21 protein-coding genes and 1 pseudogene are annotated in these 23,421 nt (G+C 70.2%); 13 read left to right on the top strand and 9 right to left on the bottom strand.

What is annotated here, in order from left to right:
• Nucleotides 1-36: 36 nt before the first annotated feature.
• A complete protein-coding gene (locus KBY19_RS06735; RefSeq protein ID WP_210965374.1) occupies nt 37-1,428 on the bottom strand; it encodes an MFS transporter in 1,392 nt (463 codons plus the stop codon).
• Between the two features lie 335 nt (nt 1,429-1,763).
• Between KBY19_RS06735 and ureA the strand changes: the two genes are divergently transcribed.
• From ureA to KBY19_RS36285, 9 genes and pseudogenes are all read left to right on the top strand, one after another.
• Nucleotides 1,764-2,150 (top strand): urease subunit gamma, encoded by a 387-nt coding sequence (gene ureA / locus KBY19_RS06740; RefSeq protein ID WP_099886175.1) that lies wholly within the window; start codon nt 1,764-1,766, stop codon nt 2,148-2,150.
• Nucleotides 2,151-2,160: 10 nt separating this feature from the next.
• A complete protein-coding gene (locus KBY19_RS06745) occupies nt 2,161-2,739 on the top strand; it encodes an urease subunit beta (protein WP_221506113.1) in 579 nt (192 codons plus the stop codon).
• Nucleotides 2,740-2,772: 33 nt separating this feature from the next.
• A complete protein-coding gene (gene ureC / locus KBY19_RS06750) occupies nt 2,773-4,650 on the top strand; it encodes an urease subunit alpha (RefSeq protein WP_210965375.1) in 1,878 nt (625 codons plus the stop codon).
• Between the two features lie 8 nt (nt 4,651-4,658).
• Nucleotides 4,659-5,312: an urease accessory protein UreF gene (locus tag KBY19_RS06755; RefSeq protein WP_210965376.1), complete on the top strand. Its 654-nt coding sequence runs from the start codon at nt 4,659-4,661 to the stop codon at nt 5,310-5,312.
• A gap of 25 nt (nt 5,313-5,337) precedes the next feature.
• Nucleotides 5,338-6,081 (top strand): urease accessory protein UreG, encoded by a 744-nt coding sequence (gene ureG, locus KBY19_RS06760; protein ID WP_210965404.1) that lies wholly within the window; start codon nt 5,338-5,340, stop codon nt 6,079-6,081.
• Nucleotides 6,082-6,164: 83 nt separating this feature from the next.
• A complete protein-coding gene (locus tag KBY19_RS06765; protein WP_247690686.1) occupies nt 6,165-6,953 on the top strand; it encodes an urease accessory protein UreD in 789 nt (262 codons plus the stop codon).
• Between the two features lie 911 nt (nt 6,954-7,864).
• Nucleotides 7,865-8,110 (top strand): hypothetical protein, encoded by a 246-nt coding sequence (locus tag KBY19_RS06770; protein ID WP_210965377.1) that lies wholly within the window; start codon nt 7,865-7,867, stop codon nt 8,108-8,110.
• Nucleotides 8,107-9,201, top strand: a complete 1,095-nt coding sequence (locus KBY19_RS06775; RefSeq protein ID WP_210965378.1) for a hypothetical protein — start codon at nt 8,107-8,109, stop codon at nt 9,199-9,201. The genes KBY19_RS06770 and KBY19_RS06775 overlap by 4 nt, the downstream gene beginning before the upstream one ends.
• A gap of 71 nt (nt 9,202-9,272) precedes the next feature.
• Nucleotides 9,273-9,397 (top strand): annotated as a pseudogene (locus tag KBY19_RS36285) (alpha/beta hydrolase); the annotation flags it as partial.
• 72 nt (nt 9,398-9,469) lie between these two features.
• Here KBY19_RS36285 and KBY19_RS06780 read toward each other — a convergent pair.
• The 6 genes from KBY19_RS06780 to KBY19_RS37735 form a co-directional block, all read right to left on the bottom strand.
• Entirely contained in the window at nt 9,470-10,783 is a 1,314-nt protein-coding gene (locus tag KBY19_RS06780) for a lanthionine synthetase C family protein (protein ID WP_210965379.1), read from the bottom strand.
• A complete protein-coding gene (locus KBY19_RS06785; RefSeq protein ID WP_210965380.1) occupies nt 10,780-13,896 on the bottom strand; it encodes a lantibiotic dehydratase in 3,117 nt (1,038 codons plus the stop codon). Before KBY19_RS06785 ends, KBY19_RS06780 begins: the two co-directional genes overlap by 4 nt.
• Nucleotides 13,897-13,987: 91 nt before the next feature.
• Nucleotides 13,988-14,149, bottom strand: a complete 162-nt coding sequence (locus KBY19_RS06790) for a class II lantibiotic LanA (protein ID WP_099886165.1) — start codon at nt 14,147-14,149, stop codon at nt 13,988-13,990.
• A 390-nt stretch (nt 14,150-14,539) separates the two neighbouring features.
• A complete protein-coding gene (locus KBY19_RS06795) occupies nt 14,540-14,749 on the bottom strand; it encodes a hypothetical protein (RefSeq protein WP_099886164.1) in 210 nt (69 codons plus the stop codon).
• A gap of 192 nt (nt 14,750-14,941) precedes the next feature.
• Nucleotides 14,942-15,475 (bottom strand): hypothetical protein, encoded by a 534-nt coding sequence (locus tag KBY19_RS06800; protein ID WP_210965381.1) that lies wholly within the window; start codon nt 15,473-15,475, stop codon nt 14,942-14,944.
• Nucleotides 15,397-15,840, bottom strand: a complete 444-nt coding sequence (locus KBY19_RS37735) for an AMP-binding protein (RefSeq protein ID WP_099886162.1) — start codon at nt 15,838-15,840, stop codon at nt 15,397-15,399. The genes KBY19_RS06800 and KBY19_RS37735 overlap by 79 nt, the downstream gene beginning before the upstream one ends.
• Before the next feature lie 363 nt (nt 15,841-16,203).
• Here KBY19_RS37735 and uppS point away from each other — a divergent pair, with 363 nt between their 5' ends.
• Nucleotides 16,204-16,968: a polyprenyl diphosphate synthase gene (uppS, locus tag KBY19_RS06810; protein WP_307842639.1), complete on the top strand. Its 765-nt coding sequence runs from the start codon at nt 16,204-16,206 to the stop codon at nt 16,966-16,968.
• A complete protein-coding gene (locus tag KBY19_RS06815) occupies nt 16,965-18,434 on the top strand; it encodes an oxygenase MpaB family protein (RefSeq protein ID WP_210965382.1) in 1,470 nt (489 codons plus the stop codon). Before uppS ends, KBY19_RS06815 begins: the two co-directional genes overlap by 4 nt.
• 824 nt (nt 18,435-19,258) lie before the next feature.
• Here KBY19_RS06815 and KBY19_RS06820 read toward each other — a convergent pair.
• Nucleotides 19,259-20,695: an amidase gene (locus tag KBY19_RS06820; RefSeq protein ID WP_210965383.1), complete on the bottom strand. Its 1,437-nt coding sequence runs from the start codon at nt 20,693-20,695 to the stop codon at nt 19,259-19,261.
• A 114-nt stretch (nt 20,696-20,809) separates the two neighbouring features.
• On the opposite strand from KBY19_RS06820, the gene KBY19_RS06825 reads away from it, so the two are divergent.
• Together KBY19_RS06825 and KBY19_RS36290 are read left to right on the top strand one after the other, a co-directional pair.
• The gene (locus KBY19_RS06825; protein WP_180289985.1) at nt 20,810-21,433 is read left to right on the top strand and encodes a TetR/AcrR family transcriptional regulator; all 624 of its coding nucleotides are present in this window, start codon (nt 20,810-20,812) and stop codon (nt 21,431-21,433) included.
• Between the two features lie 751 nt (nt 21,434-22,184).
• Nucleotides 22,185-22,583, top strand: a complete 399-nt coding sequence (locus KBY19_RS36290; RefSeq protein WP_307843452.1) for a TetR family transcriptional regulator C-terminal domain-containing protein — start codon at nt 22,185-22,187, stop codon at nt 22,581-22,583.
• Nucleotides 22,584-22,719: 136 nt separating this feature from the next.
• Here KBY19_RS36290 and KBY19_RS06835 read toward each other — a convergent pair whose 3' ends face one another.
• A complete protein-coding gene (locus KBY19_RS06835) occupies nt 22,720-23,289 on the bottom strand; it encodes a DinB family protein (RefSeq protein ID WP_307843453.1) in 570 nt (189 codons plus the stop codon).
• Between the last annotated feature and the right edge of the window lie 132 nt (nt 23,290-23,421).

Here is a 23,421-nt window from a genome sequence, read left to right on the forward strand (position 1 = left end):
CCCCAGGATCCCCACACCGCCTATTGGCGCGAGCTCTTACGGGTTGGTCTCGGACGAGCGTCGGCGGGCGAGAGCGAGGCCTGTCAGCGTCGTGATCGCCATGGCGCCGACACCGACCAGCGCCGCGGTGGTGTAGGCGCTGTCGTCGGGGAAGAGGTGGCCGGGGCCGGTGCCCGCGGCGAGGCTCAGTCCGCCGATGGCACTGCCCAGGGAGTACCCGACGCTGCGGACGACGTAGTTGAAGCTCATGGCACTCGACGTCTCGCTCTTGGGGGTGACGGCCAGGATGACGCCGGGCATCGCGGCCGAGAAGCCGCCGACGCCGAAGCCGAGCACGCCCATCGCCGCGAACAGTTCGGCCAGGTCCGACCGGGCCGCCGCGAACAGGGCGAACCCGCCGCCGACCACGACGGCGCTGCCGGCCAGGAGCAGGGGGTCGGCGATCCGCGTCCGGACCCGCGGCGTGAGCTTGCCGGCGACGAACCCCAGCACCGAGAACGGGATGAGGACCAGCCCGGCGACGAAGGTCGTCAGCCCGAAGCCGTAGCCGGCGCCGTGCGGCGTCTGCGCGTACCGGGTGATGAGCGTGAGCAGGAGGTACATGCCGATCCCGCCGACGAACATGGCGAGGTTCGCCCCCGCGACCGCCGGGTGCCGTACCGCCCGCACATCGACCAGGGGCGTCGTGCTGCGCAGCTCGATGACGGCCCAGACGCAGAGCAGCACCACCGCTGCCACGGCGAGGCCCACCGCCACGGCGAGGTGCCGGCTCCACAGATTCCGTTCGCCGGCGAGGAACAGCACCAGGAGCAGCGCGGCGGCCAGGACGACCGCGCCTGCCACGTCCACGTGGGCGGAGCGGCCTTTTGGCCCTTCGGGCACGGAGCGCCACGCGGTCAGGAGGGCGGCGGCGGTGACGACCAGGCCGAGGCCGTAGGCGGCCCGCAGGCCGCCGAGCTCGGCGAGCAGTGCGGCCAGCGGGTAGCCGACGCCGGCCCCGATGATCGAGACCACCGAGATCAGGGCGATCACGGCGGCGCTGCGCTCCTCGGGGAGGTGGTCCCGGGCCACGCCCATCATCAGCGCCGTCAGCCCGAGCCCGACGCCCTGGGCCACCCTGCCGGCCAGCAGCCACGCGAACGGCAGCGGCAGCACGGTGAGCGCGCTGCCGGCGACGACGACCACCAGCGTGGCGAGGATCGTGGCCCGCCGGTGCGGGCCGGCTCCGAGCCGGCCCAGGACCGGCGTGGCGACGGCGCCGCTGAGCAGCGCGACGGTCAGCGTCCACTGCGCGCTGCTGAGCGAGACGTGGAACGAGGTCGCCACGCTGGTGACCAGTGGCGCCCCGAGGCTGCCGACCGCCGCCACGACCAGAGCGATCACCTGCGCGATCCTGGTCAGGGGCGGCACCGCCGAGTGCAAGGTCATCGAACCAGCACCCCTTCTCGTGGCCGCCAGCTTCGTTCAAACGCTCGCGTCGGCATCCGTTCGGGGGTCCCGGGGCGATTGTGCGGCAGCATCCCGGCCAGCCGCAGGATGATCACCTACGGCGCAGCATGGCTCAGTTGGTGGATCCGATTGTCCCGCCTCTCGCTGCGGGCTCACATTCATCGCTGGATCCGGGAAAGGCGGTAGGCATTTCACTCCCCGAATACAAGTGTGCCTGCTCGCCTTACGGGCGTCGGCCCGGAGGTGTCCTGGCTGCCTTCCTTGAGCTGGGGTCACCAGAAGCCGGAGACCATCACCACTACCGAGGAGCACGGATGCACCTGATTCCGTCAGAGCAGGAAAAGCTGCTGTTGAGCGTGGCGGGGATGCTCGCCAGCTACCGCAAAGAGCGCGGCATCAAGCTGAACTACCCCGAGGCCGTGGCTTACCTCAGCTGTTGGGTCATCGAGGAGGCCCGGGCGGGCAACTACACCGTCGACCAGATGATGAGCGACGCCGGCGTTCCCCTGGAGCAGCGGAAGGGCGACACCCGGGGCGAGGGCGAGAGCGTCCTCACGACGGACGACGTTATGGAGGGCGTCGCCGAGATGCTCGACATCCTCCAGATCGAGGCGACCTTCCCCGACGGCCGCAAGCTCGTCACCCTCTACGACCCGATCCGTGCCCCGAAGATCACCCCGATGGCCGCCCCGATCCGCTGAGGACGAACCCATGCCCTACTTCCAGCCGCTGGCAGCGAAGCCCACGCCGATCGTGTGTCCGGACGTGCGGCCTGACTGCGCTGCTCCTCCCGAACTCCTGCCGCCCTCCGATCTGGATCCGGGCCAGGTCCACGGCTTCTCGCGGTACAAGGTGGGCGGAGTGTGGGTCAAAGACCCGACCGCGGAGCACGTCCTCAACTCCGAAGAGGGCAAGGCCACTGTCTACGTGGTCAACGTCGGTGACCGCGACATCCAGATCGGTTCGCACATCCACCTGGCCGACGTCAACGAGGACCTGCTGTTCTTCACAGACCTGGACGCCGCCACCGCTGCCGAGGTCGCCCTGACCGACCCCGAGCGCGTGCGGTCTGAACAGATCGCCGAGGCCCGCAAGTTGGCGCACAAGCGGTCGAAGACGCCAGGAGTGGCCCCCTGGGGCTACCGCCTCGATATCGCTCCGGGGGACTCCATGCGGTTCAGCCCCGAGAACGCGCCCAGCGACGCGATCGAGGTCGTTCCGATCGGCGGGAGGCGACATGTTCCGGGCCTGCGCAGGGACAAGCAGGCCGGCGACGCCGATCTTGGCTGACAGGGCCCTCGTAAACCCAGTTGGAGGAAAGCAATGGCGAACATCACCCGCGAGCAGTACGCGAAGTCCTATGGCCCGACCGTGGGCGACCAGGTCCGTCTGGGCGACACCAACCTCTGGATCGAGATCACCGAAGACCTGACCTTCGGTGGTGACGAGGCGATCTTCGGCGGCGGCAAGACCATCCGCGAGTCGATGCTGCAGGGCACCACCACCAGTGCGCAGGGCGCCCCCGACACCGTGATCACCAACGTCATCATCCTCGATGTCGCTCCCGCCCAGGAGCGGGGAAACAGCAACGCCGTGGTGCGTGCCGACGTCGGAATCAAGGGCGGCAGGGTCGTCGCGATCGGCAAGGCCGGCAACAGCGATGTCATGGACGGGGTCACACGCGGGCTGGAGATCGGTCCCTCCACGGACGTGATCTCCGGCGAGGGCAAGATCCTCACTGCCGGCGCTGTCGACACTCATGTGCACTACATCTCCCCCTCGGCCGTCATGGAGGCCGTGGCCACCGGGACCACCACCCTGATCGGCGGCGGTGTGGGCCCCTCCGAGGGGTCCAAGGCGACCACCGTGACCCCCGGTCCGCAGCACCTGGTGAACCTGCACCGCAGCTTCGACGACCTGCCGGTCAACGTGATGCTGCTGGGCAAGGGCAACACTGTCAGCAAGGACGGCTTGGACGAGCAGGCGCTGGCGGGCGCCGGCGGTTACAAGATCCACGAGGACTGGGGAGCCACTCCGGCGGCTCTGGACGCTGCACTGAAAGCCGGAGAGGAGTGGGGCCTACAGGTCACCCTGCACGCCGACTCCCTCAATGAGGCCGGCTTCGTCGAGACCACCCTCGATGCCATCGGCGGCCGCGGCGTTCACGTCTTCCACGCCGAGGGCGCCGGCGGCGGGCACGCCCCCGACATCCTGAAGGTGGCCGCCGAGGAGAACGTTCTGCCCGCCTCTACGAACCCGACGCTGCCGTACACCGGGAACACCGTGGCCGAGCACATCGACATGCTGGCCTCCGCCCACCACCTCGACCTCAGCAACAAGAACGACCAGGCGTTCGCCGACTCCCGCGTCCGCTCCACGACCATGTTCGCCGAGGACGTGCTGCACGACATGGGCGCGATGTCCATCACCTCCTCCGACGCCCAGGCCATGGGCCGCATCGGTGAGGTCGTGACCCGCACCTGGCAGGTCGCCCACGTCATGAAGGAGTGGAGCCACAAGACCTTCAACGGGGACGCGAACTTCTTCTACCGGACCGAGCGGGGAGCCGGCGACAACGCTCGTGCACTGCGCTACGTGGCCAAGTACACGATCAACCCCGCCATCGCCCACGGCATCGACGAGTACGTCGGTTCGGTGAAGGTGGGCAAGCTGGCCGACCTGGTGCTGTGGGACCCGCGGTTCTTCGCCGTCCGGCCCGAAATGGTCATCAAGGGCGGCGCCATGGTGCTCGGCAACCTGGGCGACCCCAACGGTTCGGTGTCGACGCCGCAACCGACGTTCCTGCGCCCGGCGATGGCCGACGCGCTCGCCTCCCGGCTATCCTACTCGTTCGTCTCGGACAAGGTCCTCAACCCGCCCTCCGGCATCGACCCGTACGGAACGGTGAGGGACCAGGGCGTGTTCAAGGACTCATTGAAGGCCACTCTTGGTCTGCGGCGTGAATTGAAGGGCGCCAAGCCCGTCAAGGACGTCAACAAGGCGGACATGGTCTTCAACAGCGGGCGATTCGGCATCGACATCGACCCGAGCACATTCAAGATCGCGGTGGAGATCCCGGGTCTCGCCACGACGCAGAATCACAGCCTCGCCAAGCACAGGAACCGTGCTGGTTTCTGGTATCTCGACCAGCCGAATCCGCCGAAGAACCTGCCGCTCACCCAGCGTTACCTGATGTTCTGAGGCACCCGGTGAGCACCTCCTCGCTCCTGCTCGCCCTCCTGGGCGACGCCCGGCTCCCGTCCGGGGGACACACGCAGTCCGCCGGTCTGGAGCCCGCCCTGCGGGCCGGCACGACAGCAGCCCAGGTTCCCGCCTACCTGCGTGCCCGCCTCCGTACGGTCATCCGTGTCGAGGCGGGGACCGCCGTCGTTGCCCGTGCCGTGGCAGCGGCCGGCGGCGACCTCGCCGAGGTCGAGGCCGCCTGGGCCGCCCGGACCCCCAGCCAGGCGCTGAGAGCCAACGGGCGGCGCCTGGGGCGCGGGTATCTGCGCGTCCTGCAGACGCTCTGGCCCGGCCCCTTCGACGCCCGCGCACGCACCTGGTCGCGCCCGGTCGTGCTGGGCCTGCTCGCCCACCGCGCCGCGATGGCCCCCGCCGACGTGGCCCGCCTGGTCGGGTACGACGACGTCCAGACCGTAACGGCGGCCCTGCTCAAACTCGAGCCGCAGGACCCGCTGCTCATCGCCGCGTGGGTGAAGGACCTGTTGCCCGACATCGACGAGATGGCCGCCCAGGTCGCCCACCTGCACACCCCCGAACAGATCCCGGCCCACGGCGCCCCTCTCATCGAGCGCTGGGCCGAGACCCACGACACCACCACAGAAAGACTCTTCAGTGCCTGAGAACACCACCGCCCCCACCCGCGCCATGCGTCTGGGCGTAGCCGGTCCCGTCGGCACCGGCAAGAGCTCGCTCATCGCGACACTGTGCCAGGCACTCTCCGGCGAACTGCGCCTGGGTGTCATCACGAACGACATCTACACCGACGAGGACGCACGCTTCCTCAAGAGCGCCGGGGTGCTGGACCCCGAACGGATCCGCCCGGTGGAGACGGGCGCGTGCCCGCACACCGCGATCCGCGACGACGTGACCGCCAACCTGCTGGCGGCCGAGGACATGGAGGCCGACTTCGGCCCGCTGGACCTGGTCATCATCGAGTCCGGCGGCGACAACCTCACCGCGACCTTCTCCCCGGCCCTGGTGGACGCCCAACTGTTCGTCCTGGACGTCGCCGGCGGCGGTGACGTCGTACGCAAGGGCGGCCCCGGCATCGCCCGCGCCGACCTGCTCGTGATCAACAAGACCGACCTGGGCCAATACGTGGGCGTGGACGTCGAGCGCATGGCCCGCGAGGGCCACGAAGCCCGCCAAGGCTCCCCGGTGGTCGCGCTGTCCCGACACGACGCAGCGTCCATCCGGATGCTGACCGGCTGGGTCCGCGACACCCTCGCCCACTACCGCACCGGCGAGCACACCCCCGTCGACCCCGGTCCCATGGCCCCGCACTTCCACGCCGACCAGGACGGCGAGAGCGGTCACCCGCACACCCATGTTGACGGCACTAACCACGCGCACTACCACGCACCAGCGAATGCAGGGCAGAGCGCGTGACCCGCCCGACCCGCCTGAGCGTCGCCCCCACGGGGAGCCGCAGCCGCGTCCACCACACGACCGGGCACCTGACGGTGCGGGTCATGGACCAGGACGCTGACGGAGCCAGGGTGGGCCTGCTCGCCACCCAGGCACTGCTGCTGTCCGGCGACGACGTCCGCATCGAGGTGGACGTCGCTCCCGGCGCCTGGCTCGACGTCGTGGAGACGACCGGCACGGTCGCCTACGAAGGCGAGGCACCGTCGTCCTGGACGGTCGAGGCCACCGTGGGCGACGGAGCCGTCCTGACCTGGGCGGGCAAGCCGTTCGTGGTCTCGGACGAGATCGCCACCCACCGTCGCACCCGGATCCGGCTACACGGCACCGGCAAGGTGCTGATGCAGGAGAAGGTCGTACTGGGGCGTGCCGGGCAGTTGGGCGGGGACCTGAGCATGTCCCTGGAGGCGAGCGACGACACCGGGCCGGTGCAGGTGGAACACCTGAACCTGGGACAGCAGGCCCGTCAGATGCCGGGCGTCTTCGGAAACCTGCGTTCTATGGACACGGTCACCGCCCTGGGATGGACACCTGAACCAACCGGTGAACCGGAGGCTGGCACCACCGGGCCCGGGGAGACCTACTTCCCGCTGGACCGGTCCGGGGCCGCACTGCGCTGGATGGGAATCGGCCGATTCCGTGACCAGCTGTGCGACGCCACCTTCGCCGCCTGGCGCGAGGAAGCCATGCGCGACTACCGGCACCGACACGCCGAACGGCACCTGGGGCAGGCAGAGGAGGAGACCTGCCTCGGAGAAGTTGATCGTGGCCCGGCCGCGGACGCCGCGGCAGCCGCGGCCGGGCGGCCCCGTGCTGGTACATGCTGCGCTCCCTAACCGGATGTCAGATCGACCTACACGAGGCCCTCTCGGACCGCACGAGATCGGCGCTGCCCCCGCAACGATGCTGCGCGGCGGATGGCTCCCTGGGAGCCGATTGGGAGCCGACTCGCTCCCCGAAACCTCCCGGCCGACCGAGACGAGCTGCTGCTGCGCCTCACCGAACGCAACCAACGCGAGGACGCCAAGCACTGACCGTCACCCCCGACGCCCTGGACGACTTCTTCGCCCGCTTCGATCCTCCCGTCGTCGACGAGGACGTGATCGCCTGCACCAGGGACCTTGACGTGCTAGCGGTGGCGCTCACCGAGGCCCGGGGGCAGTAAGACTGCCCGGACCCGGAGCGGGTGCCGTCACGCCAAGAGCGTCCTGACGATCACGGAGGCGACGGCACACTGATGGGCTCAAATTGCCCATTCCCTCGGGGAGATCACCTGATGAACGACACCTCCACCGTCCGGCGAAGGGCTTGGCAGTCACGGCAACATGGTGTGGCCGGGGTCACCGTCGGTGACCAGCCCAAGAGCTGCTGCAAGGCGGGCTCCGGTCTCCTGCTGCGTGGTGGCGAGCATGGTGGCGATGCCCAGTGGGCCCAAGCCGAAGCTGCTGGCCAGCAGTACGACGACCTCAGGCCGGCGGCGTGCCGTGCGGGCGGCAGCACGTATTCGATGCCGGCTCCGATTCCTGGATGCTCCGGGCCGCCTCACGGCGCGCGGCGGCCACCAGGGCGGGCAGGCGCTCGGCCACCTGGGCTGCGCACGTCATCCGGGAGACCGGCCACGACCAATGCCCATCGGCTCCCTGGGACCGGTGGCCCGTATACCGCCAAAGTTTGCCCCACTTCAAACCAGCACTGGACGACGCCAGATCAGGCCGTTCATAGGCTGAGGAACAGGGAGGGGGCAGAGATGACCGATGACCACGCCTATCGCGAGGCACAGCGCGCAGTGGCGCGCATTCAGCGCCTGTCGGACGAGTGCTGGCACGCGCTGGACGCGTCCAGCCAGTCCATGGACGACGACGCCTGGGTCGGGCCGGTTGCCCGGGGCTTCCATGAGGCCGTACGGGCCGATGTGGGCGAGCTGCAGGCCCAACTGGCAGAAGCGGTACGGGAAGCCAACGCGAAGCTCGAGTCCATGCCGAGGGCCTCATGAGCTACCCGGTGGGCAATCCCAACTTCTCCGGCGTCCAGCAGCCGGCCTTCGACCATCTGGTGAGCAGGCATGGGCGGGCCGCGTTCGTGCTCGAACAACTCGCCGGGGATCTGTGGTGGGAGCTGCAAAGGCTGAATATCGACACCTCTCCCGCGATGCGGCTGCGCACGCTCGCACAGCGGGTCCGCAGCCAGGCCACGGAGCTGCAAACACGCCAGAGCCGGGTCCATGCGATGCAACGGCAGCGCAGCGGTGCCAAGCTCTGCACCCCTGGGAGCATCTACTGGGAGCTGCCCGAAACCGCCGTCCCCACGCCGCAGCCGGGCCACCCGCCTCCCACCGATCCGGCGAAGCTGTCCATAGAGCTGTGGGACGCCAATCTGCTGCCCCGCGCGGGCCGGAAGCGCTCCGACGGCACACCGTTCTCCCCGGAGGAAGACGCGGTGCTGAGCTGGATGGCCGCGCACCGGGAAACCATCGTCGCGGAAGCTCGGAAGTGGAACATCTCCCCGCAGGCGATCGCCGCCGCGATCGCGTGGGAGGCGATGGAGAACGTGAAGGGCATCCCCGCCAACCAGATCGCCGGCTCGGGGATCGGCAGCATCGTGAAGAAGGCGTCCTTCGGGCCGGGCAAGGTGCACGTCGGCGCGCCCCTCGTCAATCAGGTCGAGGAACGGGGATATCTCCCACGCAAAACCGTTCGGGAACGAGAGTCGCTGCTCACCAGCGATGAGGGGTCGATCCAGTACATAGCCGGGATCATGGGGGCGTTTTCCAAGGTCACGGAGGACAGGGGGAAAGGGCACTACAACATCCGCTACGACGTGCCGATGCTCACCCAGCTGTATCAGGGACGCGACCTGGCACAGTGGGAAGCGGATCTGGACGAGAGAGCCAGGGAAGGCCGGTTGGGGGAGAAACTCGTCCCTGGCAACTCGATGCCGCAATGGGCAATGCGCAACCAGGAATTCCTCAACGCCGCCGTGCCGCTGCGCCCCTGGAAGACACAGCCCACCCCTCCCCAGCCCATCCCACCGGCCATCCCCCAGCCGAGCCCAGGCCTCAGCCCCACGCCCCGAAGCTCGCCGTAGGGCTCCCGCCACGACGGACTCCGGTACACGGCGTGGACGCCGAACCGTCCACCGTCGCGTCGGTGCATGGGCTGGTCGGCGAGGACGACCGCAGGTGGCATCCTCATCCGCCGCCGATCACCGCGCCGTTCCGGGCACGAAGATCGAGTTGCTGCCCGCTCTCGGACACCCGCCCATCCCTGAGAATCCCCCGCGAGCGGGCCACCGGCACCAACCGGATGTCCGTCTGCCAGAAGGGCGCACGTCGTCCTCCGGGAAGGGGACGCCCTCAGGCCAGCAGCAGGGCCATGTCCCAGTCGGTCGTGGTGCGGCCGTCCGCGTAGGCGTCGAGGGCGAGGGCCGTGCCCGCGGCGCCTTCCAGGAACGCGGGGACATCGGTGCCCTGCGGGGCGCTCGTGAGGGTGGCTCGGAACCCGAAGCGGTATTCGGGACGGAACTCGGCGAGGGTACGGGCCGCCATGCCGTCGACGAGGTCGGTCAGACGCTTGTCGCCGATGGACTCGTTCAGGACGGCGAGCAGGTGCGTCATCCCGCCCCACCCGTGGCACAGGTTGGAGTTGTCGATGCTCCAGCTGTCCGGATCGGTGGCCAGCAACGGCAGCAGGGAGCGGTGAGCCAGTTCAAGCCACTCGGCACGGCCGAGTGCGAGCCCCGCGAGTTGTACCGCGCGGGAGATCCCCGGGGCGCCGTAGCACCAGGACGGGCGCTGGCGCGGCGGGGGGATGTCCGGACCGGCCACCCAGCGTTCGAGGGTCAGATGCGGAGGCCACAGCAGTCCGCCCTCGCTCTCGTACGTCCACTGCTGGAGGAGGTCGACCAGTCGCTCGATGGCCTCGCGCTGTCCGTCGACGACCGCGCCCTGCTGCCAGGCCAGCGAGAGCAGGGCGAGCGGCCCCGCCACACCGTGCGAGAGCCCGAGATTGAGGTGCCCGTCGGGCATCTCGACCTCCTGCCCCAGCTTGGGCGCTGCCCACGTCCACCAGCGGGGCACCTGATGGCCCCGGTGGGTGATCTCGCCGTGCGCCATGTGCGTCAGATACGTGAGGACGAGCCGCAGTTCCTCCTCGCACTGCTCCCGGCGCGCCAGCAGGTAGCGGCCGACGCCGCTCATGCCGCGGACCACCTCGAACTCACCGTTGGTCGTCGCCGGGGTGTCACGGACCTCGGGAAGCGCGCGGTGGACCAGGCGGCGCTGATGCTCGTCGAGCCGGCCGAGGGCGGAGCGGTAGCCGCCGGTGGCGCGGTGGGCGACGAGGACGGCGAAGGCCACGGCGCCCGCGCCGGTGTAGATGCCGCCCGGGGCGTGGGCGGTGGCGGCCGTGGCCCGCATCGCCCGGACGAGGTAGGCGTGCGCTCGCGCGGCGTCTTCGGGTCCAGGGGTGCCGCGGCCGGTGAACGCCAGGGACACTCCCGGATGGCCGCTGGAGAGGGCCAGGTCCTGCCAGAGGGGCTCGCGCAGGCTGATGTGCGAGGCGTCGCCCGGAATGCGGGTGTCGGCAGCGGTGGAGTCCGGATCGGCGAGCCGGTCGAAGACCTGCCGGGCGACGTCCCGGGCCTCGTCCGCGTGACGCGGGGCGGTCATCCGGTCTCCTTCCCGTCCCTGGCGTGGGCCAGGCGACCCTGGTGGTCACGGGCGACACCGCGCAGCACGGCGTAGCCGGTGTCCTCGCCGGTCCTGTCGATGCCGAGCAGGCGGTTGTGCTGCATGTGCAGCAGCGCCATGACGGCTTCGGCGTGCTGTTCGGTACCGGGCGCCCGTCCTCCGTCGGACAGCAGCAGCGCACCGTACTTCCCGGTCTCCGGTGTGGTGCTCCACAGGGCGCCGAGGGGGGCGCCCAGTACGGGCGCCGCGCTCTGTGCGGTACGTCCAGGCACGATCAACGCTGTGGCCTGCTGCTGATACTTCCGGTAGGCCGCGTGGGCGGGCCCCTTGGGCAGAGCGCGGCTGATCCAGGCCGACCAGTCCCAGTCGCCGAGCGATTCCAGCAGCAGCGCGTGGTTGACGGCGGCGAGCACGGGCGCCGGCAGGGCCAGAGCGCCCCGCGCCCGCATTCCGAGCTGGGCCAGTGCCGACTGGCTGTCCACGCAGAACATGCGCTCCGAGTGGGCGAGGGCGTCGGGTCCGCCGTAGCGGTCGGTCTCGGGCCGGTAGGTGTCCAGGACCATGCCCCGGATCAGCCCTGTCTCCTGCCAGTGCCGGCTCACCGCGGCGAGCCGGGGCAGCGCCGTGGTCCGCAGGGCTTCGGCCTCGCCGTGCAGGCGGAGACGGATGTGGGGATCGGGATCGCGGTACCGGATGTAGTGCCAGCTGTGCAGGTCGTCTCCGACCTCGCGTACGAGCGTGGGCAGGCCGGCGTGCAGCAACTCGTCGTGCGTGTCCTGAGCCGCGTAGAACTTGGCGTAGAGCCACTCCTCACCCGGCAGGTGAGCGGCGGTGTGGTCCGTGGGTCGCGGCGCGGTCACCGGGCGGCGTGGCCGGCGGACGGATTCTCGGTGCCGGTCTTGTGCGGCTTCTTGGTACCGAACCCGTGTGGTGGCGGACCGGGCGAGCGGAATGACGACTTCGGTGCTGTGTCCGCCGGACCAGCCCAGTCCGCGTCCGCCGTCCGTGAGATCCTCCATGATCACCAGGGAGCCGCCGCCGCGGACCTCCTGGCGGAAGACTTCCCGGCGCCAGGGGTCGGTGAGGTCCACCCGGTACATCCGGTCCCACCTGGCGAGGTTCACCTCGTCCGGTACGCGGTAGCGCTCCCGCCATGCCTCGACCGCCTCCTCCCACCCGGACGTGCCGTCTGCCGCCGCGCGCAGGTGCCGGTCGGGCAGCCAGCGCCGGGGGAAGATCGTGACACGGCCGTACGTGATACGGGGGAGGTAGGGCAGCCCCTCCAGCCCGCACCAGTTCCAGCCCGTCCACGTCCTGGCTCTGCCGGAGACGAGTTCCACCAGCAGCCGGGCGACCAGCGGCGCCTCCCGGTCGAGGGCCAGCATGTGCGGCACGACGGGCAGGACCTCGCGTCCGTCGTCCGGCAGTATGAGCCGCAGTCCGAAAGGCCCCGGCGTGACGAGGAGTCGGCGCCAGTCCAGTGTGCCGGATGCGTCGCGGTCGGCGTACACGCCCACCGGTATCGAGTGCGGCAACAGGCGCGGAACCTGGGCCATGTTGAGCCCGCGCACCGTGTGCGGTCGGTACACCACCTGTGCCGGCACTGTCTCCGCATCGCCGAGACCTTCGAGGAGCGACGCCAGTTCGCCTTCCATCCCGACGAGTTCGGCGAATCGTCCGACGGTCGCCCCGGCCACCCAGGAACCCGGGTAGGCCGGAGACAGGAGCCGGAAGTCACCCCGGTCGACGGCCTGTTCACTCTCGGCCAGCAGGTGGAAGCACAGCTCCAGCGACTTGGGCGCGGGTACGGCCGCCCCGCCCGTCCGGTCGGCGGCCAGCTGGTCGACGAGGCCGGGGGTGAGCCTGACCTCGTCATCACCGCTCAGCAGTGCCTCCTGCACCAGGTCGTGGGTGAGGAGACGGCGTTCCTTGGGCAGCTGCTCAGGTTCCTGGGGGGCCGTGGGCTCCCCATCGGAGCGCTCGCCGTAGCCGGGCGGGAAGCCGATGCCCCGATGCCGGTCGACGAGTTGCCCCATCGGAACCACGCCGCCGGTGCCGTACGCCTCCAGGAACCGGTCCAGGTACGTACGCATGTGGGCGTGGGTCTGCCAGGACCCGGACAGCTCCCACATGGCGGAGGCATAGCGGGCGGCCTCGTCGGTCACCACCCGCGAGATCCGCAGGTCGGCGTCCATGCGCAGGTCGACGTGGACGGGCGGTCTGGCAGCGGTGCCCTCCGGGTCGGTCAGCCGCATCAGCCTGCGCCACGCCGCGTGGCCCTCGCCGGGCTTCGTCGTGGCGTAGGCGTCCAACGCCGCGCGTACGGCGTCGAGTTGTGCCGCCGCCCCCGGCACGGGCGCGATTGCCGCCGCGATGCGGTCGTACAGTGCGTCGTCCAGGGCCTGTGGGGTGATGGAGGTCAGCAGGAAGCCGTGCCGTACGAGTTCGAACAGCGCGGCGTCCACCTGGCCGTGGGTGAGGCTGGGGAATGAAGCCGACGCTTGCTCCAGGAGCACGGAGTAGCCGATCGGCTGCGCCGTCCGCTCGCGCACCCAGGCCACCAGGGCCGTGTTGCGCACGGAGGCCTCGCTGCCGTTGCGCGGGACGATCAGCCGCCCGCCCCGTGTTCGGCTCAGGTCGCTCAGTACGACATCGACGCCGCGCCGGACCTCGGGCAGTTCGAGCCATTCGGTGACGCGCCGGGTCAGCCAGGCGGCGTCCAGCCGTACCTTCTTCCGGCCCGGTCCGGACACTCTCACCCGGGTGGTGTCCGCCGCTCGGGCGGGTGCGACACCGGCGAAGAGTCCGAAGGGCGTCGGTCTGGTCTCGGCCCGCAATGCGTACCGGGAGAGGGCGAGCGCCGTACGGCGCAGCCCCTTGGCCCCGAGGCCGGCCCCCGAGTCGAGCCGGTCGAGGGAGTCGGCGAGACTGCCGCTGGCGACCTGCAACGCCTCGCGGAACAGCGGGTCGGCGGCGGCTTCGCGCACCTGCGCGGCCGAATCGCCGAGGGCACGGCCACCCGGGCCGGTCCGGGAAATCGCCGTCATGCGTACGAACAGGCAGTCCTGCGGTGTGTAGTGATCATCCCGCACGTGTTCTGGCTCCCCCTCGATCCCGGGAACTGGCGCGACCCGCGCGGGACGGGGGTAACGACCCCGGCCCCGCGCGGGCGCGATGGGACGCTTACCAGCAGCAGAGGTTGCAGGGCGACCCGTACGTGCTGGGCGAGGTGTAGCCACCGGACGCGAACGCGGGGCCCTCACCTTCGGTCTCCGAGATCTGGATGTCGAGATCCAGCTCGGCGAGGTCGGTGGTGGTGTCTTCCAGCAGAAGGTTGGTGCTCATGAGACTCCTCCCGTTCAGTGGCTCGCCGATGTCGGCTGGACGTCGGCGAAATGCGGCGGTCCTGTTCGAACCAGACCGGAGCATATGCATGGCCGATGTCGAACACCGCCTGTGCGGCGGCAAGTTGACCGGAATTGGCGTTCGCTCCCACAGGTATTGGAGACACTTCGCACGGCTCCACTCCCTGTGTGATGACCGGGCGTCCCGGTGTGAAGCGTGTGCTTCGCGTGTCTCTGGCCGACGGCGACTTCGCGCCATGATCACACGGGGCTCGAAAGCGCGCCGCCCCTCCGGAGAGGGGGCACAGTGGGAGCGTGAGCCCGGGTCACCGAGGAGGAGTTCGGCCAATGCGGCCGCGAACCGCGGCGCGTCGGAGAACCGCTCCCGCACTCAGCTCCCGCTGCGCTCAGCCAGGCTGCGCGGGCGCACGTTCGTCCAGTGGCATCGGGTGCGCTCGTCGGCGAGCAACCGCTCGGTCTCGGCCGGGTCTGCGGCGTCGTACTCGGGCCACGGCACCTCCACCGGGCCGACCGCCTGGACGGGGACGGCCAGATCGCTGTGCAGGAACGAGGCACCGAGATGGGGGCGGCAGGTCAGCACGCCTGCGCGGCGGCGCGCAGGCGGGGCGCGGACAGCGGGCCTTCCAGGCCGAGGACCATCTGGACGGTGCAGACCTCGGGGCCCTCGGCGTCGTGCAGACTCTGGAAGAGCAGCCCCTCGGGCGCGGTGCGAGCGGCAACACCTCTTCCGCCTGCGGAAACTGGGCCTCCACATGGTCGACCTCGTCCTGGGTCAGGGCGAGGAGCGGCCAGTCGGACAGAGTGTGTTCGCTGCCTGTGTGCGCGGCGAGCTCCCGCAGCCGCCGGTCCAACAGGTCCGCGTGGGCGCCCAGTCCGCGAGCGCTGTGCCGCCGGGCAGGTCGCCGGCCGCACGGCCCCCGTGGGCCCGCTCCGGGGGGACGGGGAGGACACGCCGGTCCAGCTGGTCGTTGACGGTCAGCGGCAGCCGGTCGACGAGGACGACGGCGGCGGGCACCAGGTGGGCGGCCAAGCGCTCGGTGAGACGGTGGCACAGCTCGGCGCCGTCGGGGGAAGCAGCGCCGCCGGATGCGGCCAGCACCGCGTACCCGGTGAGCCGCCGGTCCCCCGGCCGGTCCTCGCGCACGACCACCGCCGCGTCAGCGACCTGGTCGAGTGCGCGCAGCGCGGCTGCGGTCTCCTCCGGCCCGATGCGGTAGCCGCGAGTCATCACCTGATCGTCGGTGCCACCCAGGTGCTCCAGGTTCCCGTCGGGCCACAGCCGCACCAGGTCGCCAGTGCGGTACATGCGGCAGCCCGCGAGCCGGCGGCTCCGAGCACCGAGGGCACGATGTGGGTGGCGGCCACACCGTGTTCGGCGATGGTGGCGCGCAGCCGCCCGGTGTCGCGCGGCACCGCGGAGTCCACGACGTGGACGCGGGCGCCGAGCGTGAGTGGCAGCCACAGCTCGAAGGCGGCGGCATCGAAGGCGACCGAGGCGAGGATGAGTGCGGTCTCCTCGGGTGTGAGTCCGGACTCCGCACCCTGCCAGTGGGGATGACCCGCGAACCCGCCGCGGGTGGCGACGACGCCATTGGGCGTGCCGGTCGAGCCCGAGGTGTGGATGACGTACGCGGGCTGGCCCTCGTCCGCTCCGGGGACGGGTGCGGTGATCGTCTCGCTGTCGTCCGGGTACCACGACGGGCAGGTTCGGGGTGTGTGGCATGCCGGGTGTGGTGATCACACAGACGGGGCGCGCGCCGGTCCCGGACGACGAGACCGCTCGAGTTGCGCGACACCGAAAGGAATTCGGACATATGAGCCAAGGGTGACAGCCCCCCGTTCGGCCGGTCAGGACCCTTCCGCGCTGTCAGACTCCTGAAAAGAACACCCGGGGGGTATGAGCGCTACGGAGGGGGCCTGAGCGAGCGCGGTAGGGCCGACCATGCCGTTCCGGGCGAGTCGGGGCTGGGTGTGGGTGTGGGTGTGACGGACCACTGCGTCAACCGCGCACGCGCGACGACGGGGGGCTGGCCGGTGGAGCGACAGTACGGCGATGAGCAGCGGCGGGACGACGGGCCGGCGCGTGCGGTGCCGCGTCACGTAGCCTGCGTGATGGACGGCAACGGCCGCTGGGCTCAACGGCGTTCGCTTCCCCGAACGGAGGGCCATCGGGCTGCGGAGAGCACCGTCATCGACATCATCGAGGCGGCCCGAGCGGCCGGAGTCGAGTGGCTCAGCCTGTACGCGTTCTCCACCGAGAACTGGAACCGTCCCGGCACCGAGGTCGACTATCTGATGCGTTTGGTCCGCCGGGTTGTGCGCAAGCATGCGCCGCTGCTGCTCGCCCGCGGCATCCGCTGCCGCTTCCTGGGGGCCGCCGACCCGCGCATCCCCCGCGAACTGGCCCAGGACTTCGGTGATCTGGCGACGCTGACCGCCGACAACCTGGGCATGACGCTGACCGTCGCCTTCGACCACGGCGGACGCCGAGACATCGTCGAGGCCGCCAGGTCGCTGATCCGCAACGGGATACCCGCCGGTGATGTGACCGAGCGGCTCTTCGCGGACCACCTGCCGTTCCCCGACACCCCCGACGTCGACCTCGTGATCCGTACCTCCGGCGAGCAGCGCATCTCCAACTTCATGCTCTGGCAGGTCGCCTACGCCGAGTGGGTCTTCCCCGAGGCGCACTGGCCGGACTTCCGGGCCCCTGACTTCCTCGCCTGCCTGCACGCCTACCGGCACCGTGACCGCCGCTTCGGCGGCGTGCCGCCCCAGACGAACGGAGACCTGTCATGACGACTGGAACCACGGGGACGGCCGATGAGGCACCCCTGTTGGGGCCGGAATCGCAGTTCCGCGCCTTCTTCGACGACCCGCGCTGGGCGCTGGCCATCATCCGCGCCACCGTGCTGGAGGCCGCCCACCCGCAGATCGGCGCCGCCCTCGCCGACAACTCCACCTTCGTCGCTCACCCCTGGCGTCGACTGCGCAACACCTTCCTCAGTATGCGACGCATGCTCGATGCCGACCCAGCGGTACGCGAACGGGAGGCCGCCCGCCTCAACAGGCTGCACGCCCGCATGAGCGGCTCCGACTCCCGCGGCCGCGCCTACGACGCCATGGACCGCGCGACCCGCGCCTGGGTGGTGGCCACCCTCTACGAGAGCGCCGTCACCATGTGCCGGCTGAGCGGTCAGCCGCTCGACCAGGACACCATGGAGCACGTGTACGCCGAGTACCGCGCCTTCCTCGCCGCGCTCGACGGCGACGCCGGTGAACTCCCCGAGGACCTGAACGACTTCTGGCGGTACTTCGACAGGGTCGTCGAGGACGAGCTGGAGAACACCGAGGCAGCCCGCATCATCCTCTACCGGCTCTTCGACCACCTGCCCGCCCCGGCACTTCTCGACGGCGCGCCGACTCTGTGGGCGGCCGGACGGGCCGTCGTCGGACCGCTCCTCGGCTCGATCACCGTCGCCTCGCTTCCCGAGCCCTACCGGCGCAGGGCAGGCCTGCCCGAGATGCCCGGCGCCACGACCCTCATGCAGGGCGCCTATCTCGCCGCCGGACTCACCCGCTTCCTGCCCGAGGGCTGGATCAATGCCGAAACCATCATCGAAGCCCTCTCCCTCTCGCCCGACAGCGACGACCCCCGCGCCCGGACCGTGACCGCACTGCGCGCCCGCATGAAGCGGGCATCGGCTCTGCTCCGCCTCCTCACACCATCGAGCGGTGGCACCGGCACCGAACCGGTCCCAGCCGCCCCGACGGCCACCGGAGAGGGCCGGCGCTCGGCGGAGGAGTTCTTCCGTCAGGTGCTGGACCAGACCGGCGACGGCCACCTCGACTGGCCCGACCTCGCCGCCATGGCGCGCGAACTGGCCACCCGGCTGGACCTGGACGAACCCGAGGAGACCCGACTCTACGACGCCTTCGCCGCCTGGTGGCGCGAACTCCAGACCGCCCTCGACACGGACGGCGACGGCCGTGTCAGCGCCGACGAGTACGCCGCCGCCGTACCTTCCCTCGCCGGTCCCGCGCTCATCCGCGTCGCCGAGGTGCTCTTCGACGCCACCGACAAGGACGGCAGCGGGACCATCAACGCGGCCGAGCACCGGGCGCTCTTCCGCACCGCCTTCCACCGCGACCTCACCACCACCGAGGGCACATACGACCGCAGCGCCTTCGTGGGCGACTTCCTTTCCTTCGTATCAGGTCGCCGCAGGAACACCCCGTATGACCCCCTTCTCGCTGACGCCTGACGGTATGAGGCCATGACATTGGTGACGCCTGCATGGAGTCGGGAGGCTGGAGATCGGTTCCCGGCGGCAGAGTGCGGGCGATGGCGGCCAGCGCATGATCTTCAGGAGCCCACCACAACCCCTGATGATCGCGCAGTTGCTCTCCCCATTCCCAGCCCGGTCGGGTCCGGCCCGCGCCAGGATTGCAACTACCCGCACTGCGATTCCCGGCGAGGTGGCCCGCCCGAGTGCGCCCCCTCGCCAGCAGGGATCCCGGACCTCAGCGCGGGTCCTTACGCATGCACCATGTGTGGGGGCCGCCGTCGGGGAGGGTGACAGCAGCCGTGACCCGGAAGCCGAGCCGCTCGTAGAACCGCACGCTCCTCTCACTGGAGGTCTCCAGGAACGCCGATACCCGACGTGACCTGCCTCCTCGATGCCGGGAACAGCACCGCGCGGCCAAGGCCCTTCCCCTGCGCTTCGGAAGAGACGGCCACCGTGTTGAGGAACCACGCCGGCTCCTGCGGCCGGTATGGAGCAACAGCCTGCTCTGCGCCGCAGGACCGCTGCCATGTGCTCGGACAATTCGATGCCCACGGCCCACGTCACCGACGTACCCTGAAACAGCAAAAGCTAATCAATTGCTTTTACCCCTCGTTCGGGGTCCCATGCCCAGCGTCCTGTCCGATGCGCCCGCAATACCCACCACCCGCGCGCCGCTCCCCCATGACCGCCACGCCGCGCGCGGAAGACGAGGCGGGAGCGGGAAGCCCTGCGATGCACCGAGATCAGTGTTCGCCCCTTGCCCCTTGCCCCTTGCCCCCTGCCCAGCGCGAGAACCCCGCCTACCGCGCGGCGGTCGGGGCTTCGGAACGCGGATCGACCGGTGTGAGCACACCCAGGCGGTCCTCCACCTCCTGTGCCGCGGCCAGGCACAGGTCCTCGCGAAACGCGCGACCGACGATCTGCACGCCGGCCGGCAGCCCATCGGTCACGCCGGTCGGTACGGCGACTCCGGGAACGCCCACGAAGCTGGTCACCGTGCACAGACGCATGCCCGCGCCGACCCGTTCCTGTCCCGCTCTGTCGCGCGACTCCAGCCCAGGCTCGACGGGCGGTTCGGTGAACACCGGCCCGAGCAGCAGCGGATACTCATCGAGGAACTCCGCCCAGGAACGACGGATGCCCAGCCAGGCCCCCATCAGCTGCATGAACTCCGCAGCAGTGGCGGGCGGGGTCTTCTCCATGGCCATCTCGATGTAGCGGTCTCCGCCCTCGCCGAGCAGTGTCCGCACGACCGGCCAGGTCTCGGCGAACTCGGTGACGGTGATCCGACCGTATGTCTTGAGTGCCTCCTCCAGTCGTGGAACGTCCTCCACCTCCCGCACGTCGTATCCAGCGTCCCGCATCGCGTCGGCCGCCGCGGCCACAGAGCCGCGGACCGTCGGGTGGACGCCGTGGCCACCGGGGTCGGCAACGACTGCGACCTTCAGCGGCCCCGGGAGCTCCGGGCCGTGAACGGGCACGGGCACGGCCCGCGGGTCCTGCGGATCGGTCCCGGCCAGCGCCTCGTACGCCAGGCGCAGGTCGGTGACGCTGCGGGCCAAAGGCCCGTCGGTGACCAGCATCTGCGAGGCCGGTCCCGGGTCGTCCGGGCCGAGGACGCGGTGATCGGCGGGGAACCGTCCGGAGGTCGGCTTCAGCCCTGCCACACCGCAGAACGAAGCAGGAATCCGTACGGATCCGCCGGAGTCGTTGCCGAGCCCGAGCGCGGCCATGCCGGTGGCGACGGCCACCCCGTCGCCACCGCTGCTGCCCCCGGGGGTCCGGCTCGGGTCCCAAGGGTTGACGGTGTCGCCGAACAGCTCGCTTCGGGAGTGCAGTCCCGCCAGGACCAGGGTGGGCATGTTGCTGTGCCCGATCGGTATGGCTCCGGCAGCACGCAGGCGCGCTACCGGGATAGCGTCGGCCCGCGCGACCAGATCGCGGAACCGCCTTGTTCCGAAGGTGGTCGGCACGCCTTCGATCGCGGTGGACTCCTTGACCGTGAACGGCACGCCGGCCAGTGGCCCGAGCTCTTGCCCCGTGGCACGCCGCCGGTCCGTCCGCGCGGCGGCCTCACGAGCGGGTTGGGCCAACAGCTGTGTGACCGCGTTGACCTGCGGGTTGGCCTCAGCGATGCGGTCCAGGTGGCTGTCGACCAGTTCGACCGCCGATATCTGCCCGCTTCGCACGGCCTCCGCCTGGGCGGCGGCCGTCAGCTTCCACAGAGCCTCTTCCATGATCCTCGCAACTCCCCGTCCACGTGTCGACGCGCTGGCTTCGGAACCCTACACCGGATGCGATACGATCGTATCGCAACAGGGTCGCTGTGCTGGAAGAAGGAGGGGCCGGGCGTGCCCAAGCAGGTGGACTACGAAGGCCGACGCCGCCAGATCGCCGAGGCCGTCTGCCACCTCGCCGACGAACACGGCCCGGAGGGAGTGACGATGCGCGATGTCGCCGCCCGCGCACAGGTCTCCCTGGGTGCCGTTCAGCGCTGCTTCGGCAGCAAGGAGGAGATGCTGCTGTTCGCCGTCGACCACGTCGGCGAACGCATCACCGAGCGCGCGCGGGCCCGCCTGGTCGGCAGCCCGGCCCAGTCGGCCGCCACAGCTCTGGGGCACGCGGCCACTGAAATCGCCCTGCTCCGCGAGGAAAACCGCGCCGAAGCACGGATCTGGCTCGCATTCGTCGCCAAGGCCGCCGTCAACGAACAGCTCGCCGCCCCGCTGAGAACCAGCTACGCCTCCCTCCACGGTCTTCTCGTCCGCCTCATCACGGAGGCAGCCGGAAGCGCCCCGGACGATGAAGGAACAGCGCCACCCGATCCGCAGCGCGAGGCTCGCGCTCTGCTCGCCCTCGCCGACGGCCTCACCAGCCACGTACTCATGGGCCACCTGCCCACGCAGGAAGCCGAAGACGTCCTGCACACGCACCTGGTCGGTCTGTGGGAGCGCCTCGGCACCGTGCGCTGCTGATGCAGGTATCCGGACCGGTCCTTCGCTTTCAGCGCGTCGTCCGCCGCGCGCATGCCCGGTACAGCGTGCGGACGGTGCTCTCCAGCCGGTCGTTGGACAGCCGGGGAAGAACGGTCGCGGAGGTCTCCCCGTCGTTGAGGAGAGGGCCTCGCCGCGCAGTGAACCGGCGTTGAGGAGCACCACTGGGCCCTGGCCCGACGGCGAGCAGGGAGATGGTCCTGCAGGAGCGCCCGCTCCTGCCCGGTCCGGAGCAGGGCCGCACAGCCGGGGGCCTGGGGGGGGACGTCTGATGACCGAGCCGGACGGCGGGTACGGGCCGAGCACATTCAGCGGTGTCGACCCCGGCCGCCTCAAGACGGTGATCAGCTCACTGGAAGAGGCTGCGGAATCCGTGGGAGGTGCCCCACGCTCCTGTATCAACCGGTTCTCCGCACTCGGAGCAGACACCGGGTCACTCACCAGCCTGGGCGGCATCAGCTCCTGGATCGAGGAAGAACTGCCCTCGCTCAAGTGGCGCTTCGGACCTCGCGCTGGCCATCGAGCCGAACGCCCCGGACCCGAACCGGACCATGGTCGAGATCAGCGGCGCAGGTCGACGCTGAGGCGGTGCTGGACGGGAAGCCCGATCCCGACCAGATGTCCCGCGTAGCGGAGGCGTGTCGACGCACTGGCCGTCGGACGCGGCAGCCTCTACGGAACCTCCGGGGACAAACGCCGTTTCCACCTCGACGCCGTCGGGCTCTACTGGGAGGTGTACGAGCGACACCTGATCGCCGCGCTCGACACCACCCCGCTCCGGCCGGCGCTGCGCGAGATCCTGACCCACCCGGCACGCCTGGATGAGCTCATCTCCGACATGGGCGTACCGCAGGGCTGCCTGGTCGGCAACACCACCGCGGAGCTCGTCCCCCACGACAGCGAAGCCACACAAGTCGTCACCCGCTCATATCGCCGGTTCACGGATATCCTCACCGACGCCCTGCGCCGCGCACAGGCCGCCGGCGAAGTCACCGGCACCGCCCGCCCCGAGGCCCAAGCCCAGCTACTGCTCTACGTCGTCCAAGGACTTTCGCTCGTATCGAGGGCAGGTCTCGACAGGACCGCGGCCCTGGCCGCGATCGACACCGCGATCGACGCACTGCGGGCCTGAGACCGGAAGCCGTACCCGGCGTACCGGCCCAGCGGTCGACCGCCGCAGTCCGACGAGACGGACAGCCGCGAGCGACCCCCGGTCGAGTGCGTGATCAATCGCCTCGAGCGGCAGCACTTGCCCGCAGGTCGGGCCGTCAGTCCGTGGTTGCCGACGGGCGTTTCGCAGCTCGCTGGAGGCGGAGTTGGCCGATCTCGGCAGCGTTCTTCATCAGCTCGGCGTTCACCCAGGCGACCATGTGCGCGACGGTGTGCTGGGGGTCGTTCTGCCACGGGAACGGGGCGGTTGAGTCCAGATCGGCCTCGGTGAACCGGTCCAGCGCCTCCAGCCAGTCCCCACGCAGACCGCGGAGCCACTCGACGGCCGGCTTGCCCGCGCCTGGCCAGATGATGTCAGCCCTCTCCCGAGGTCGTCTGCCGTGAGCGTGGTCGATGGTCACGCTCCACCACCAGCCGATGTGCCAACTCAGCCAACCGATGGTCGGTACAGGAACGGGGTCGGGCTCGCTCTCAGCCCAGTCGGGCACCCATGTCCCGTCATCAGCCCGGCGCACCGTCCAGCAGTTTGCAGCGGGCTCCCAGAAGAAGTCGTCAGGTTCGAGCCTCTCCAGGTGGTACTCGAACAGCGACCAGGTCAGGTCGAACTGCCAGCACAGCAGGGCAAATGCGGGCTGCGGGACGCGTTCGTTTCGAGAGGCAGCAGTCACTGGCCGACCCTCGCACAGCATCGACGCCGTGGGGAATCGAATATCCGGCGGCATGGCTACTCGGAGGATGGTTGCCTCGTAGCCGTGTCGACCGTTCGTCGGTCCGTACGCACTGCGGGAGTGACCGGTCCG

This window comes from Streptomyces sp. B15 (assembly GCF_018070605.1).
GTDB classification, from domain to species: Bacteria; Actinomycetota; Actinomycetes; order Streptomycetales; family Streptomycetaceae; genus Streptomyces; species Streptomyces smyrnaeus.

Coding starts and splice junctions, on each gene's coding strand:
- ureC (WP_210965375.1), top strand. CDS start 2,773: ATGGCGAACATCACCCGCGAGCAGTACGCGAAGTCCTATGGCCCGACC.
- KBY19_RS06775 (WP_210965378.1), top strand. CDS start 8,107: ATGAGCTACCCGGTGGGCAATCCCAACTTCTCCGGCGTCCAGCAGCCG.
- KBY19_RS06790 (WP_099886165.1), bottom strand. CDS start 14,149: ATGAGCACCAACCTTCTGCTGGAAGACACCACCACCGACCTCGCCGAG.
- KBY19_RS06765 (WP_247690686.1), top strand. CDS start 6,165: ATGGACCAGGACGCTGACGGAGCCAGGGTGGGCCTGCTCGCCACCCAG.
- KBY19_RS06815 (WP_210965382.1), top strand. CDS start 16,965: ATGACGACTGGAACCACGGGGACGGCCGATGAGGCACCCCTGTTGGGG.
- ureG (WP_210965404.1), top strand. CDS start 5,338: ATGCGTCTGGGCGTAGCCGGTCCCGTCGGCACCGGCAAGAGCTCGCTC.
- KBY19_RS06770 (WP_210965377.1), top strand. CDS start 7,865: ATGACCGATGACCACGCCTATCGCGAGGCACAGCGCGCAGTGGCGCGC.
- ureA (WP_099886175.1), top strand. CDS start 1,764: ATGCACCTGATTCCGTCAGAGCAGGAAAAGCTGCTGTTGAGCGTGGCG.
- KBY19_RS06780 (WP_210965379.1), bottom strand. CDS start 10,783: ATGACCGCCCCGCGTCACGCGGACGAGGCCCGGGACGTCGCCCGGCAG.
- KBY19_RS06745 (WP_221506113.1), top strand. CDS start 2,161: ATGCCCTACTTCCAGCCGCTGGCAGCGAAGCCCACGCCGATCGTGTGT.
- KBY19_RS06800 (WP_210965381.1), bottom strand. CDS start 15,475: ATGTACCGCACTGGCGACCTGGTGCGGCTGTGGCCCGACGGGAACCTG.
- KBY19_RS06820 (WP_210965383.1), bottom strand. CDS start 20,695: ATGGAAGAGGCTCTGTGGAAGCTGACGGCCGCCGCCCAGGCGGAGGCC.
- KBY19_RS06735 (WP_210965374.1), bottom strand. CDS start 1,428: ATGACCTTGCACTCGGCGGTGCCGCCCCTGACCAGGATCGCGCAGGTG.